At 51.7% G+C, this 13,556-nt stretch carries 15 protein-coding genes; 13 read left to right on the forward strand and 2 right to left on the reverse strand.

Going from position 1 to position 13,556, the window contains the following annotated elements; all coding sequences use genetic code 11:
- The first annotated feature begins 3 nt into the window (after positions 1 to 3).
- From holB to tsaD, 7 genes are all read left to right on the forward strand, one after another.
- A complete protein-coding gene (holB, locus tag EKM83_RS05515; RefSeq protein ID WP_125575634.1) occupies positions 4 to 1,017 on the forward strand; it encodes a DNA polymerase III subunit delta' in 1,014 nt (337 codons plus the stop codon).
- Positions 1,018 to 1,046: 29 nt separating this feature from the next.
- Complete coding sequence (locus EKM83_RS05520) at positions 1,047 to 1,385, forward strand: DNA replication initiation control protein YabA (protein WP_125575635.1); 339 nt, start codon at positions 1,047 to 1,049, stop codon at positions 1,383 to 1,385.
- 14 nt (positions 1,386 to 1,399) lie between these two features.
- Positions 1,400 to 2,281 carry a 16S rRNA (cytidine(1402)-2'-O)-methyltransferase gene (rsmI, locus tag EKM83_RS05525; protein WP_125575636.1) on the forward strand — a complete coding sequence of 294 codons (882 nt, stop codon included), beginning with the start codon at positions 1,400 to 1,402 and terminating at the stop codon, positions 2,279 to 2,281.
- Between the two features lie 5 nt (positions 2,282 to 2,286).
- The gene (locus EKM83_RS05530; RefSeq protein WP_125575637.1) at positions 2,287 to 3,027 is read left to right on the forward strand and encodes an acyl-[acyl-carrier-protein] thioesterase; all 741 of its coding nucleotides are present in this window, start codon (positions 2,287 to 2,289) and stop codon (positions 3,025 to 3,027) included.
- A 145-nt stretch (positions 3,028 to 3,172) separates the two neighbouring features.
- Complete coding sequence (tsaB, locus tag EKM83_RS05535) at positions 3,173 to 3,898, forward strand: tRNA (adenosine(37)-N6)-threonylcarbamoyltransferase complex dimerization subunit type 1 TsaB (RefSeq protein WP_125575638.1); 726 nt, start codon at positions 3,173 to 3,175, stop codon at positions 3,896 to 3,898.
- Entirely contained in the window at positions 3,882 to 4,472 is a 591-nt protein-coding gene (gene rimI / locus EKM83_RS05540) for a ribosomal protein S18-alanine N-acetyltransferase (protein WP_125575639.1), read from the forward strand. The genes tsaB and rimI overlap by 17 nt, the downstream gene beginning before the upstream one ends.
- Positions 4,473 to 4,679: 207 nt before the next feature.
- Entirely contained in the window at positions 4,680 to 5,723 is a 1,044-nt protein-coding gene (gene tsaD / locus EKM83_RS05545; RefSeq protein WP_125575640.1) for a tRNA (adenosine(37)-N6)-threonylcarbamoyltransferase complex transferase subunit TsaD, read from the forward strand.
- Between the two features lie 183 nt (positions 5,724 to 5,906).
- Here tsaD and EKM83_RS05550 read toward each other — a convergent pair whose 3' ends face one another.
- Positions 5,907 to 6,203, reverse strand: coding sequence for a Dabb family protein (locus EKM83_RS05550; RefSeq protein WP_125575641.1), 297 nt, complete (start codon positions 6,201 to 6,203; stop codon positions 5,907 to 5,909).
- Positions 6,204 to 6,363: 160 nt separating this feature from the next.
- Between EKM83_RS05550 and EKM83_RS05555 the strand changes: the two genes are divergently transcribed.
- The 6 genes from EKM83_RS05555 to EKM83_RS05580 all read left to right on the forward strand — a co-directional run bounded on the left by EKM83_RS05555 (position 6,364) and on the right by EKM83_RS05580 (position 11,171).
- Positions 6,364 to 7,230, forward strand: a complete 867-nt coding sequence (locus EKM83_RS05555) for a LysR family transcriptional regulator (protein ID WP_125575642.1) — start codon at positions 6,364 to 6,366, stop codon at positions 7,228 to 7,230.
- A complete protein-coding gene (locus EKM83_RS05560; protein WP_125575643.1) occupies positions 7,208 to 7,840 on the forward strand; it encodes a MerR family transcriptional regulator in 633 nt (210 codons plus the stop codon). Before EKM83_RS05555 ends, EKM83_RS05560 begins: the two co-directional genes overlap by 23 nt.
- A 14-nt stretch (positions 7,841 to 7,854) precedes the next feature.
- Complete coding sequence (locus tag EKM83_RS05565; protein ID WP_125575644.1) at positions 7,855 to 8,712, forward strand: aldo/keto reductase; 858 nt, start codon at positions 7,855 to 7,857, stop codon at positions 8,710 to 8,712.
- A 12-nt stretch (positions 8,713 to 8,724) separates the two neighbouring features.
- Positions 8,725 to 9,588: an aldo/keto reductase gene (locus EKM83_RS05570; protein WP_225418625.1), complete on the forward strand. Its 864-nt coding sequence runs from the start codon at positions 8,725 to 8,727 to the stop codon at positions 9,586 to 9,588.
- Between the two features lie 76 nt (positions 9,589 to 9,664).
- Complete coding sequence (locus EKM83_RS05575; RefSeq protein WP_125575646.1) at positions 9,665 to 10,318, forward strand: nitroreductase; 654 nt, start codon at positions 9,665 to 9,667, stop codon at positions 10,316 to 10,318.
- A gap of 136 nt (positions 10,319 to 10,454) precedes the next feature.
- Positions 10,455 to 11,171, forward strand: coding sequence for an SDR family NAD(P)-dependent oxidoreductase (locus EKM83_RS05580; protein WP_125575647.1), 717 nt, complete (start codon positions 10,455 to 10,457; stop codon positions 11,169 to 11,171).
- A 229-nt stretch (positions 11,172 to 11,400) separates the two neighbouring features.
- Here EKM83_RS05580 and EKM83_RS05585 read toward each other — a convergent pair whose 3' ends face one another.
- The gene (locus EKM83_RS05585; protein WP_125575648.1) at positions 11,401 to 13,353 is read right to left on the reverse strand and encodes an ABC-F family ATP-binding cassette domain-containing protein; all 1,953 of its coding nucleotides are present in this window, start codon (positions 13,351 to 13,353) and stop codon (positions 11,401 to 11,403) included.
- Between the last annotated feature and the right edge of the window lie 203 nt (positions 13,354 to 13,556).

The raw sequence follows: 13,556 nt of genomic DNA on the forward strand, positions 1-13,556 counted from the left end.
AAGATGAGCGAAGAATCCGTGGTGGCCACGGCCCAACGGCTGCAGCCGCAACTCGTGAGCCATTTTATGCAGTTAATTCAAACCAATCATTTGGCACACGCGTACCTGTTTAACGGCGCGGATGGGACCGGCCGGCAGGAAGTCGCGCGGACCATTGCCATGCGGTTATTTTGCCAAAACGTTACCGCTGACGGGATGCCGTGTGGTCAATGCGCGGAGTGCCGTCGCATCATGGCGGGGGACCATCCCGACGTGGTCAGCGTCGTTCCCGACGGCCAACGCATCAAGGTCGACCAAGTCCGCTATCTCAAGGCGGAATTCACCAAGAGTGCGGTGGAGGGCAATCAAAAGATCTTCATCGTCGATCAGGTCGACCGGATGACGACGGGGGCGGCCAACAGCCTGCTGAAATTCATTGAAGAACCCGTAGGCAATACGGTCGCACTGTTATTAACTGCCAACAAGAATTTGATTTTGCCCACGATTTTGTCACGGACGCAAATCGTGGACTTCATCAAGGTCGCGCCCCAAGCGCTGACCACGGCGCTGGCGCAAGCGGGCATCGTGCCCAGTCAACGCTACCTGTTGACCACGTTGACGGAGAGTGTCAGTGCGGCCCAAGATCTAGTGGCCGACGACTGGCTGGCCAATGCGCAAACGGCGGTCGGCCAGTGGTTTACGGCTTGCTGCGACCGTGATGAACGGGCCTTTGTGCGGGTCCAAACGGAACTCGTGCCCCTCGGTAGTAATCGGGACCGTCAAGGCGTGGTTCTCGACATGGTCGTTCAGGTCTGGCACGACGCCTTGCGCCAACAGGCCAACACCATCGACCCGGCCGACCTGGCTTATCCGCAGGTGGCCCAAGTCAGCCAGCGGGTGGCCCAACAATTGTCGATCGACCGGCTGGTCAACATCATGACCGAAACGTTGGCGACACGCGGCCAATTAGCCGGCAACCTGAATTTTCAAGCAATTTTAGAAGCCTTAACGTTACAGATTCTGGCGCAGATGCGCTAAAACTAGTCAGCATTGGAGGGGTGGCAACTTTGGATAAAGAAGCGCTTTACGATCAGTTTAAAAGTCTTGAGGGCCAGCTACAGCAGATGCTTGCCCAATTTTCTGACTTACAAACGCAGATGACGCAGGTGTTTGAACAAAACGCCGAGCTGGAAATCGAGAATCAACATTTACGCGAGTTGGTCCGCGAATTACAAAAGACGCTGCCGGAAGACCCGGAGACCCCCCAAGGCCTCTCAAAGTCCCGACAGATTCTGGAAAAACTTTACGAGGAAGGCTTTCACGTGTGCCGCGAATTTTACGGAACCCGGCGCAAGCAAGATGAAGAGTGTGCCTTTTGTCTGGAAGTTATTTATCGCGATCAGTAGGAGGACCCAACTTGATGGAACGAACACGCAGTTTTAAGACCGAGGCGCAGGGGCATTTGTATTTGGTACCCACGCCCATCGGTAATTTAGACGACATGACTTTTCGGGCCGTGAAGACGTTAAAAGCCGTCGACCTGATTGCTGCCGAAGATACGCGTAACACGCAGAAATTATTAAATCATTTTGAAATTACGACTAAACAAATCAGCTTTCACGAACACAACACCCAGGAGCGGATTCCCCAGTTGGTGGCCAAGCTGCAACAGGGATTAGACATTGCCCAGGTCAGCGACGCGGGGATGCCGTCCATTTCGGATCCCGGCCATGAACTGGTCAACGCTTGTATCGCCGCGCACATTCCAGTCGCGCCGTTGCCCGGGGCCAATGCGGGCTTGACGGCGCTGATTGCGTCGGGGTTGGCGCCGCAGCCATTTTATTTTTACGGCTTTTTGGACCGCAAGCCCAAGGATCAACGGGCTGAAATCGAGGGCTTGGCCCAGCGGCCAGAGACCTTGATCTTCTATGAAGCGCCGCACCGGCTGAAGAAGACCTTACAAAACCTGGCGATGGGCTTTGGGGATGACCGGCCCGCCGTGTTGTGCCGGGAATTAACGAAGCGCTACGAAGAGTTCTTGCGGGGCACGTTAGCGGAGTTGGCCGAATGGGCCGCCACCGATACCGTGCGCGGCGAGTTCGTCGTGCTGGTCGGCGGTAATCCTGCGCCAACCACGACCGCCACCACTGCTGTGGACCTCAGCGAACCCGTTGAAGTCCAAGTCGACCGGTTGATTGCGGCGGGGGAAAAGCCCAACGCTGCCATCAAAGAGGTCGCCAACCTGCGGGGGGTCAAGAAACAAGCAATTTATAACACTTATCATCATTTAGACAAGGAGTGACCCAGGTGGCTGCTAATGAATTTACTGAACCACACCGCGTCGTCTACTACGAAGCGGACGATACCGGCCATTTAACGCTGGCCATGCTGATCAACCTGTTCGTGCTGGTCTCTGAAGACCAAAACGACGCGTTGGGATTGACGACTGAATTCGTGCAGTCCCACCGGGTGGGGTGGGTCGTCACGCAGTATCACCTGCAAATCACCGCGTTACCCAAGACCGGTGATCAGGTTCAATTGAAAACGCGGGCGACGTCTTACAACAAATACTTCGCGTACCGGGAATACTGGCTGTTAGATATGGCCGGTAACCAGTTGGCCTATGGTGAGGGTATTTGGGTCACGATGAGCTACGCCACTCGTAAGATTGCGACGATTCCCGCCGAGGTCATGGCGCCGTATCAATCTACCCAGTCGGTGCGCTTACCGCGGTTACCGCGGCCCGACCGGCTGACTGCCACGGACCTACCAACTAAGCCGTACACGGTGCGGTATTTTGATATTGACGGCAACGGACACGTGAACAACGCCCACTACTTTGATTGGATGCTCGACGTGTTACCCGCCGATTTCTTACGGCACCATCAGCCGGCAGACGTCCGGATCCGGTTTGAAAATGAAGTGACCTATGGCGAACCGGTGACGAGCAGTTATGATTTGCCCGCTGAAACGTTGACCTCGCAACACTTAGTTCAACGTGACGACGTGGTTGCGGCTAAGGCGACCATCCAATGGCAGGAACGCTAACAGATTTTGAAACAGATTAAGCAGGTAAGGTGTCGCCACCGGTCTTTTGTGGTAGTATAGTAAACTGATAAAGACAGTAAACGGCCGCAATGACCGGGACTGAGTCTTACCTGGTGAAGCAAAGTGAAGGGGAACGCAAGCAAATATGAAGATTTTAGCAATTGATACATCGAATCGACCGTTGAGTGTGGCCGTCTTGGATGACGACACGGTGTTGGCGGCCATTACGGTCACCGTCCACCAAAAACACGCGGAATACCTCTTACCCGAGATTGAACGATTACTGGCGATGGCGGACCTCAAGCCGACTGACTTGGACCGCGTTGTCGTGGCAGCGGGCCCCGGTTCGTATACAGGCATTCGAATTGCCGTGACCACGGCCAAGACGTTAGCGGCCACGCTGGACATTGACCTGGTCGCCGTATCCAGCTTGGAAACGCTAGCGGCCAACGTTCCCGTCGAAGGGGCTTTAGTGGCACCCATGTTTGATGCGCGGAATCAAAATGTGTTCGCCGGCTTGTACCGCATTGCCGGGGGCGTACCCACGCCCGTGATTGCGGATGCTCATACCAACATCACCGATTTCTTAAAAGCCGTCACTGAATACGCCGAACCGGTCTGGTTTTTAGGGGATGCCAATCACTTTGCGGACCTGATCAGTACGACCGTTTCGGCCGCGACGCCACGCATCAGTTCTTGGTTGAACCTGCCCCAAGTCGCGACGATTGGGCTACTGGGCCAACAGTTAGATCCTGTGGCTGATGTGGACCGGTTCGTACCCAATTATTTACGTCTGACCCAAGCCGAGGCCGAATGGCAGGCTAAGAACCCAAACAAGAAGGATACCGAATCATATGTTGAAAAAATTTAAAGTCTGGTATAAAAATATCTTTGGCAGCCGCCGAGAACTGGTGCGCGAGGAGGCCATGGACGTGAAAAACCACCGGGTCGATATCCGGGAGGTCACGTACTTCGTCGCCAAAGCGCTCTTTACCGATATCCCAGAAATGATTGAGATTGAACGGGCGGTTTATGCCGGCAAGGCGCCTTGGGATTCGACGGCCTTTGCCAATGAATTGCGACGCGAAAAGGACCGGTTGTACCTGGTTATTCGTAAGGAAGACAAACTACTGGCTTTCATCGGCAGTACGTTTGATGAACGGACGCGGGATGCCCACATCACCAATATTGCGGTGGTACCGGAATACCAAAACCGCGGCCTCGGCCGGTTCCTGCTAGAAACCATGATTAAAAAGGCCCGTAAGTTGAATTACAAGTCAGTTAGTCTAGAGGTCCGGGTGTCCAATCAAAATGCCCAGAAGCTCTACCGCGACTTGGACTTTGAACAAACGGGAATCAAGCGGGGATATTACTTCGGTGACCACGAAGACGCAGCGGATATGACGTTGTATTTGGCTGAGGATTCAGCTGCGGATGACGAGTAGGCGCTTCGCCACTCGTTTTTTTCGTGATTAGACGACTGAAATTGTGCTAGTCGGTACCTGTGGCTGCCAGGAGTTCTGCCTGCTATGGGGCTGGGAACTGTCCGCCTACCGCGGCGCACCAGCCTGGAATTTCGCGCAACGGAAGGCGGCCAATACGGACACTATCATTGAGAAGAATAAAAACAAAGATCAAGAATTTTAGAGGGAGTGAGTCCAACGGAAAAGCGAAACCTAATTTTAGCGTTTGAATCAAGTTGTGACGAGACGAGTGTGGCGGTCATTGAGGATGGACATAAGATCTTGTCCAATATCGTGGCGACCCAGATCAAGAGTCACCAGCGATTTGGCGGCGTCGTGCCCGAAGTGGCTAGTCGTCATCACATTGAAGAAGTCACGCTGTGCATCAAGGATGCCTTGGATGAGGCGCAAGTCACTTATGACGACCTGGATGCAGTGGCGGTGACTTACGGACCCGGTTTGGTTGGTGCGCTGTTGATTGGCGTCACGGCGGCTAAGACGGTCGCCTTTGCCCACAACCTGCCCCTGATTCCCGTCAACCACATGGCTGGCCACATCTATGCGGCCCGTTACGTGGAGCCCATTGAATTTCCAGCCATGGCCTTATTGGTCTCTGGTGGGCACACGGAATTGGTCTACATGCCGGCTGAAAATGAATTTGAAATCATTGGTGAGACCCGCGACGATGCCGCTGGGGAAGCCTACGACAAGGTCGGCCGGGTTATGGGGGTCAATTATCCTGCCGGCAAGACCGTTGACGAGTGGGCGCACCAGGGCCACGACACGTTCAACTTCCCGCGGGCGATGGAAAAGGACGACAACTTTGACTTTAGCTTTAGCGGGTTGAAGAGTGCCTTCATCAACACGACCCATCACGCGGACCAAATTGGCGAGACGCTGAACAAGCAAGACCTCGCTGCCAGTTTCCAACAGGCGGTCGTTGACGTATTGGCTGAAAAGACGCAACGGGCCTTGGCTGACTATCCCGTCCACCAGCTGATCTTAGCCGGTGGGGTGGCGGCTAACCATGGGCTACGGGAACGGCTCGAACGGGACTTGTCCAGTAACCCGGTCACCCATTTGGTCAAAGCGCCCCTCAATTTGTGCGGAGACAACGCGGCCATGATTGGGGCCTTTGCCTACGTGGCTTACCAACACGGCGTCTTTGCGGACGCAACGTTGAACGCCGACCCGAGTTTGGAATTCGATTGGGTTGAAGATCCAGTTAAATAAAAAGATGGTTTCATCCCGAATTGAGATGAAGCCATCTTTTTTTTGTAATTTTAAGGGGGCACCTATCAATGCGATGCGTTGACGCTGGCAAGTTTGCTGTTCCAGCATGTTCAAGGTGCCGGTGACAAAGTCGACGTCGTTGATAGAACGATACTTCTTTGATAGATTGTCGGTCTTAATGATTTAATAACTGATTTGTGATAAGACGAAATTGTCGGTTCTGAAAACCTCGCCAGCAGCTGCACTAACCTTTTGGTGCGAATCATTGGCAAGTAAGCGCTCGAAACTAGCCTGGTCGGCGACGTCGATTACCATGCTGACAGTGTCGGCACTACCAGCCCAGCCCAACGAGCGGCCAACCGTCAGGGACTGAATTTCTGGGACCGTGTCTTTCATGGCGCGCATATCTTGAATGGCTTGTTCGACGTTGGCATCTGACACGCCAGGCTTAATCGTTGCAATAAAAATGTGTTTGATCATGATTGATTCCTCCAAGTTTAGGGTTAGTTGTTAAGCATTGCCATTAGTTTAAACGAAAAGCCATTAAGTTGAAAATGCTTAATTTCTTAGATTAGTTATTTGTATTTTGCATATCTATGCTAAAATATGGCTAATTAACCCATGAAGGACGTGAGGATGAATGGATATTCGGGTGCTCAATTACTTTTTAATTACGGCGCGTGAAGAAAATGTGACGCGGGCGGCGGCCTTACTTCATATGACCCAACCGACCTTGTCGCGACAATTAAAGGGATTAGAAGCTGAGCTGCAAGTCGACTTGTTTCGCCGGAGTAATCATAGTATTTATCTAACGCGGGAAGGCTTGCTCTTTCGCCGGCGGGCCCAGGATATGGTGAATATTCTAGAACGGGCCCGAGACGAGCTACAAGAAAAGCAGGAACTTGCGGGGACGATTGCCATTGGCTGTAGTGAACTTCATAGTATGGCGGAAGTCGCGAAATTAATTGATGCGTTTCAGGAGCAGCATCCCCAAGTCAAATTTAACTTGAGAAGCGGTAATAATGACGACATTAAAGGTTGGATTGAACAGGGTGTTTTAGACTTGGGGTTACTCATCGAACCGGTTGAGATTGGTAAATATGACTTTGTTCGTCTGGAGAGTCAAGAAGAGTGGGGAATCTTAGCGCATCAGGACTCAAAATTTGCGAGCTATGATGCCATTCGCCCGGGCGATCTGGTTGGGACTCGCGTCATCACGATTGCCGATCGGGTGGTTCAAAATGAACTCGTCAGCTGGTCGGGAGATTACGCGGTAAAGATGCGAAATAAGGCCCGTTATAATCTGCTTTACAGTGCGGCGATGCTGGCGCAACAAAATCACGGGGTCGTGATTTGTTTAAAGCTCAATCAGACCTTTGACCACTTAACCTTTGTGCCATTAGAGCCGGCACTAAAATTAGATTCGGTATTAGCCTGGCGAGGTCAGCAGCCACATTCGGCGGCAACAAAAGCATTTATTGAATTTGTCCGGCAAGAAAAAAACTAAAGGTGACGCGAAAGCGCCTGGGCGGTTTTATCCCAGGCGCTTCGACTATTTAAGAACAGACGTCAAGCGACCCGGGATAAGACATCCCAGGCCGCTTTTTAGATATTTAAAATACGTATTTCTAATCAGTCAAAATAGGCATTTAACATATCTAAAAAATCGCGATACACTACAGTCATCGATTAGCAAGGGCATCACCACTGATGGTTTTACTAAGCGAGAAAATTTTGAGCAATTGGTTGTTCAGGAGAAAGCGGTGAGATTAGTGAACCGAGACGATGTTCAGGCCAAGTATCATTTTCCCAGTCAACTTTTATCGGATTATGAATCCTGGCGAGTGAAGCAGTTTGCAGGTCAGCTCACGCCGGCAACCTATACGTTGGCTGATATCGAAGCGTTGCGGCTGATGATCCGGCTACAACAAATTGGATTTTCTTCAAATGAAATTGAAGATTTTTTAGCGCTTAATCTGCGGAAACAGGGGCCGCCTGTCAAGCTGATTGCGATGCTAACCCAGCATCGGCAAGAACGGTTAGCCGCAATTCACCAATACGAGCGACAGATTGCTGGGATTGACTATTTAAGATTTCAACTGACAGAAAGCCACTAAAGGAGATTATTAAAATGGAATTTACAACTTTAAACAATGGGATCAAAATGCCTAAGTTAGGCTTAGGCGTCTTTCGGGTAACGGATTTGGCCGAAGCCGAGGAGGCCGTTTATCAAGCCATTAAGTTGGGCTACCGGTTGATTGATACAGCTGCCGCGTATGGCAATGAACAGGCGGTTGGGCGTGCCATCAAGCGTAGTAGGGTTGACCGGTCGGAACTCTTCGTGACATCAAAGCTGTGGCTGACCGACAACTCCTATGAGGGGGCCCAACGAGGTCTTGAACGGTCTTTGACTAATTTAGGCTTGGATTACTTAGATTTGTATTTAATCCATCAACCGGTAAGCGATTATTATGGTGCTTGGCGCTACCTGAGTGAAGCCTATCGTGCCGGCAAGGTTCGGGCCATTGGGGTCGACAATTTCACCCAACAAAAGCTGGTTGATCTCATTAATTTCACGGACGTTAAGCCAGCCGTGAACATGATTGAAGCCAACGTCTTTAACCAACGTGAGGCGGACCAACAAGCCATGATCGATTATGATGTTCAAATGGAAGCCTGGGCACCATTCTCTTCGGGCAATCATCAGGTATTTGAGCTACCAGAATTAAAGGAAATTGCGCAAGCTCACGGTAAATCGACGGCCCAAGTGATTCTTCGTTGGTTGATGCAACGCGACATCGTTGCCATTCCCAAGAGCGTCCACGTTAACCGGCTGAAGGAAAATCTGGCTATCTTTGATTTCGAGTTACGCGATGATGAAATGGCTAAAATCGCGACATTGAATACGGGCAACGGGTTCAACATGCCAGAAGATGCCAAGGATTTTCAAGCCATGTTAGACATGTCAAAGCAATTTTCAGTAGAATAGGAGCGAATAATGATGGATATGACTTCAACTTATACGTTAAACAATGGTTACGAGGTCCCAGTAGTCGGCTTTGGTACGATTATTCCGGACGGCCAAGAGACCGTGACGGCGGTTAAAAAGGCGATTAAAAATGGGTATCGGCTGATCGATACGGCTGAAATCTACGGCAATGAAGTGAGTGTGGGTCAGGGGATTCGTGAAGCAATGGCCGAAAACAACCTCAAACGAGAAGATGTTTTGGTTAGTACGAAAGCCTGGCACAGTCATCGGGGCTATCAGCAGACGCTACAGGCCTTCAATGCGTCGCTGGACAAGTTAGGGTTGGACTATGTTGATATTTACCTCATTCACTGGCCGGCCAATGCCAAGTGGCATGACGATTGGCGCGAACTAAACGCCGATACTTGGCGTGCCTTGGAAGAGCTGTATCGTGCTGGTAAGATCAAAGCCATTGGCGTTTCTAACTTTTTGGCGCATCATCTGAAGGCACTGGTCGAGGATAGTGAGATCAAGCCCATGCTGAATCAAATCGAATATCACCCGGGCTTTGCCCAAACGGCAGCGGCTGAGTACGCTCAGTCCCAGGATATTCAGGTCGAAGCTTGGAGTCCCTTCGGTGGGCCGGACAGCAACGTCTTACAAGACGCGACGGTTAACGAGATCGCCCAAAAATATGGCAAGCAACCCTCACAAGTGATTTTGCGGTGGCTGATTCAAAAGAACATTATCCCTTTGGCCAAGTCGACGAGTGACGCACATATGCAGGCTAACTTGGATGATTTTGATTTTGCGTTGACGTCGGCTGAGATGCAAGTCATCGACGAAGCCCCGTACAGTGGCGGATTTCAATTTGATCCGGACACGGCCAGATCATAAGTATTCAGGCCAGCAGAAACCAGGGTCACAGTGGTACAGTAAACCTAAGAAAAACTGGATGTTAGGAGATAATTGAATGGATGTCTATCAAGCTTTAAATGAGCGTCACGCAACGCGGTGGTTTACGGATCAACAAATTCCCAAGGCCACGCTGGAGAAAATTATTTCTGCGGCGGAAGAGGCCCCATCTTGGGTGAACTCGCAACCTTATCAGGCCCACGTGGTTACGGGTGAGACGCTGCAAAGTATTCGTCAAGAGCATCAACACCTGGGGGATGTCGGCGAAAATGGTCATGCCGATCTACCCGTAATGGCGCGGTCGGATTGGTCTGCTCAAGCGCAGAATAATATGCAGGCGTGGTCCGACGGGATTGCCCAGTCGGTTGGCCCCGATTGGCAGAAGATTATGGGGGATGCCGCGGGCAAACTCTACAATGCCCAGGCCATCGTTTACCTGACATTACCTGAAGGATACTCAGAGTGGTCCCTATACGACTTGGGGGCATTTGGCATGGCACTGATGTTGGCAGCTAAGGATGCCGGGATTGATTCCATGCCCGCCTATCAATTTGTTAGCTTTCCAGAGGAAGTTCGGCACAATATTCAGCTGGAAAATGACGAGAAGCTTATCATGGGGATTGGGTTAGGGTATCATGATACGAAGGCAGCGGTTAACCGGATTACGTCTACGCGATTACCGATTGATCAGATGACGACTTTTCATGACTAGCCATCTGAGCGCATTAGCCTTTCTACCCCATGAACAGTAAGATCCAGTTAAATAAACCAGTCTATTAAGACCGGTTGGCAGTGACTTATTTGCCGCCGGTCTTTTGCTGTATACTGACCCCAAAGGAGTGAGCGTTATGGGTAGATTAGAAAACAAAGTTGCGGTCGTCACGGGTGGCTCGTCAGGCATTGGGCTGGCAACCGTGCAAAAAATGGCGGCTGAAGGTGCCGTCGCCATTTCGGCCGATGTTAGTGCGCCAGACGATGCCCGCGTGTCCTTCATCGAAACCGACGTGACGGATGAGCAATCGCTACAAGGCATGGTGGACCAAGTGGTCAGTCAGTACGGCCACTTAGATATCTTGGTCGCTAACGCCGGGGTCGCCGAGAAAAAGGCCGGCGTCGCGAATATTGATGTGGCTAACTGGAATAAGGTCATTGCTATTGACCTGACCGGCGTCATGTTGACCAACAAGGTTGCCGTCGCGCAGATGGTCAAGCAGGGCAGTGGTAGCGTCATCAACATGAGTTCGATTCTAGGCGTCGTGGGTGCGGCGAACTCGCAAGCCTATTCAGCAGCTAAGGCTGGGGTCGCCAACTATACCAAATCGCAAGCGGTGACCTACGCGGCCCAAGGGATTCGCTTTAACGCGGTCGCTCCCGGCTATGTCGCAACGCCACTTTTGAAAACGCTACCACCAGAAGTGACCGGGCCGATGGTCAGCAAGATGCCAATTGGCCGCCTAGCGCAGCCGGAAGAAATCGCCAACGTCATTGCCTTTGTGGCCAGCGATGAGGCGTCGTTTGTGACGGGGGCCACGATCAACGTTGACGGTGGTTACACGGCACTTTAGCTCAAAAAACTTACTAAGGACTGCAAGTAGCATTAACGCGGTAGTTCCCGGAACGACAGTATTCTGCTCACTAGTTCTGGTGGACAAAACGCTGTCGCTCCGGGAGTCAAGACATTAATTCAGCTTTCAACCTTTAGTTGTCACACAAAAATACCCCTGAACTAGCAGTCGTCGTGCTAGCTCAGGGGTATTTGATTTTGTTTTCGTTGTCAGATTATTCCGGCATCAATTAATCCGCAAAGTCTTCCAGCGCCAAACTCTTTTCGGTCCATTCTTCTTCAGTTGCGTCCAGCTCGGTGGTGACCGCTGTTAGTTGTTCTTGCAAATCAGCCAGTTTGCCGGCGTCATTGAAGTTTTCAGGAGAACTCATAGCCGTCTCGACCGTGGTCTTTTGCGTCTCCAGTTCACCCAATTTGGTTTCCAGCGCATCGACTTGGCGGCTGAGCTTGCGTTTCGCCTTGGCCTGTTCTTTTTGCTGTTGATAGTCGACCTGCGTTTGCTTCGGCGTCTCCACGGTAGGGTGGGCAGCTTCGGCTTCGGCGGCTTCCTTGGCGGCGTAGGCGTCTTGTTCGGCTTTCTTTTCCACGTAGTAATCGTAATTCCCCAGGTAGCGCGTCGTCCCAGTAGGCGCTAGTTCAACGACTTGGGTGGCCACTTGGTTGATGAAATACCGGTCATGGGAGACGAACAGAATCGTACCGTCAAACTCGTTCAACGCGTTTTCCAGCACTTCGCGGCTGTCAATGTCCAAATGGTTCGTGGGTTCGTCCAGCATCAAGAAGTTGTCGTGGCGCAGAGCCAATTTGGTCAGCAGCAGGCGGGCCCGTTCGCCCCCACTGAGGCTGTGGACGGTCTTGTCGACGTCGCTACCCGTAAACAGGAAGCTACCCAGAATTGAGCGAATATCGCCTTCAGGAGTCGTGGGATGGTCGTCCCACAGTTCGTGAAGTACCGTTTTCTTTTCGTGCAACGTGGCCTGGTCCTGGTCGTAGTAGCCGGTGTCAACGCCGGTGCCAAAGATGATTTGTCCTTGAATGGCGGGAATCCGCCCGAGAATCGTCTTCAACAGGGTTGATTTACCAATACCGTTAGGACCGACGATGGCCACGGCCTGATGCTTCTTGATATCCAGGTTGACGGGCGCACAGAGCACCTGATCATCGTAGCCGACCGCACCGTTGACCACGTCCAGCACCACGTTACCGCTTTGCCGGTGGGGCTTAAACGTGAAGCGAGCCACTTTTTCATCGCCTTCAGGTTTGGCCATGCGGTCCATCTTTTCCAGTTGTTTACGCCGTGCTTGGGCCCGTTTGGTGGTCGAAGCACGCACGATATTTTTATTCACGAAATCTTCGAGCTTACTGATCTCGGTTTGCTGCTTATCATATTCCTTCCACTCGCGCTTGAGCCGCTCGGCCTTGGCGTCGATGTAGTGAGAATAGTTACCAGGGTAGTGGTCCAGCCCGCCGTGCGCCATGTCGTAAACGTCATTGACCACGTGGTCTAAGAAATACCGGTCATGGGAAACAACGAGAATCGCGCCAGCGTAGCCCTGTAGATAGCCTTCCAACCAGGTGAGCGTCTCCACGTCCAAGTGGTTAGTCGGTTCGTCGAGGATCAACAAGTCAGGCTTCTCTAACAACAGCTTGGCGAGGGCCAGTTGGGTTCGCTGCCCACCGGAAAGTTCATTGATGGGTTTGTCGTAGTACTCCTCGCCAAATTCAAATCCGTGGAGCACGCCCCGAATTTCGGCTTGATAGCCGTAGCCATTGTGGTCGCTGAAATCTTGTTGCAGCTGGTCATAGGTCGCGCTGACCTGTTGAAATTGTTCCGTGTCCGCAATCACGGCGGGGTCGCTCATCTGCTGTTCCAGTTCATGGATGCGTTTTTCAGTGGCGCGGACCTCCGCGAAGACGTCGAGCATTTCGTTCCAAACGGTCTTGGCTGACGCCAGGCCGGAGTTTTGCGCCTGGTAGCCCATCGTCAGCCCCCGTTTAGTGGTAATCTGGCCGACGTCCGGGGTGGTTTCGCCGGCAATCATTTTAAGTAAGGTGGATTTCCCGGCACCGTTGCGGCCAACCAGCGCCACGCGGCCATGCTCGGGGACGTCCATGGTGACATTTTCAAATAAGACGGTCGCTCCGAAACGCCGGGTAACCTGTTGGACTTGTAAAAGAATCACGGTATGGCCTCCTTGAGAAATTAAATTATTTTTAGGAAATACTTCAGGAGTCGTGATGCGTCCTGAAAATCTTTGGTCTTTGCGGCAGTAAGGGTACCTCTTAGCCGAAACCTCAGTAGGTCTATTTTAGCATATTCTGCAATTAGACCGAAATTCCTAAAAAATTGTGAAAAATACTTGCAATTTCTTTCACAAGGCGGGTG

The organism is Levilactobacillus angrenensis, from assembly GCF_003946085.1.
Lineage (GTDB): Bacteria > Bacillota > Bacilli > Lactobacillales > Lactobacillaceae > Levilactobacillus > Levilactobacillus angrenensis.

Coding starts and splice junctions, on each gene's coding strand:
- EKM83_RS05555 (WP_125575642.1), top strand. CDS start 6,364: ATGGATATTCGGGTGCTCAATTACTTTTTAATTACGGCGCGTGAAGAA.
- EKM83_RS05575 (WP_125575646.1), top strand. CDS start 9,665: ATGGATGTCTATCAAGCTTTAAATGAGCGTCACGCAACGCGGTGGTTT.
- EKM83_RS05580 (WP_125575647.1), top strand. CDS start 10,455: ATGGGTAGATTAGAAAACAAAGTTGCGGTCGTCACGGGTGGCTCGTCA.
- EKM83_RS05570 (WP_225418625.1), top strand. CDS start 8,725: ATGGATATGACTTCAACTTATACGTTAAACAATGGTTACGAGGTCCCA.
- rimI (WP_125575639.1), top strand. CDS start 3,882: ATGTTGAAAAAATTTAAAGTCTGGTATAAAAATATCTTTGGCAGCCGC.
- tsaB (WP_125575638.1), top strand. CDS start 3,173: ATGAAGATTTTAGCAATTGATACATCGAATCGACCGTTGAGTGTGGCC.
- holB (WP_125575634.1), top strand. CDS start 4: ATGAGCGAAGAATCCGTGGTGGCCACGGCCCAACGGCTGCAGCCGCAA.
- EKM83_RS05565 (WP_125575644.1), top strand. CDS start 7,855: ATGGAATTTACAACTTTAAACAATGGGATCAAAATGCCTAAGTTAGGC.
- rsmI (WP_125575636.1), top strand. CDS start 1,400: ATGGAACGAACACGCAGTTTTAAGACCGAGGCGCAGGGGCATTTGTAT.
- EKM83_RS05550 (WP_125575641.1), bottom strand. CDS start 6,203: ATGATCAAACACATTTTTATTGCAACGATTAAGCCTGGCGTGTCAGAT.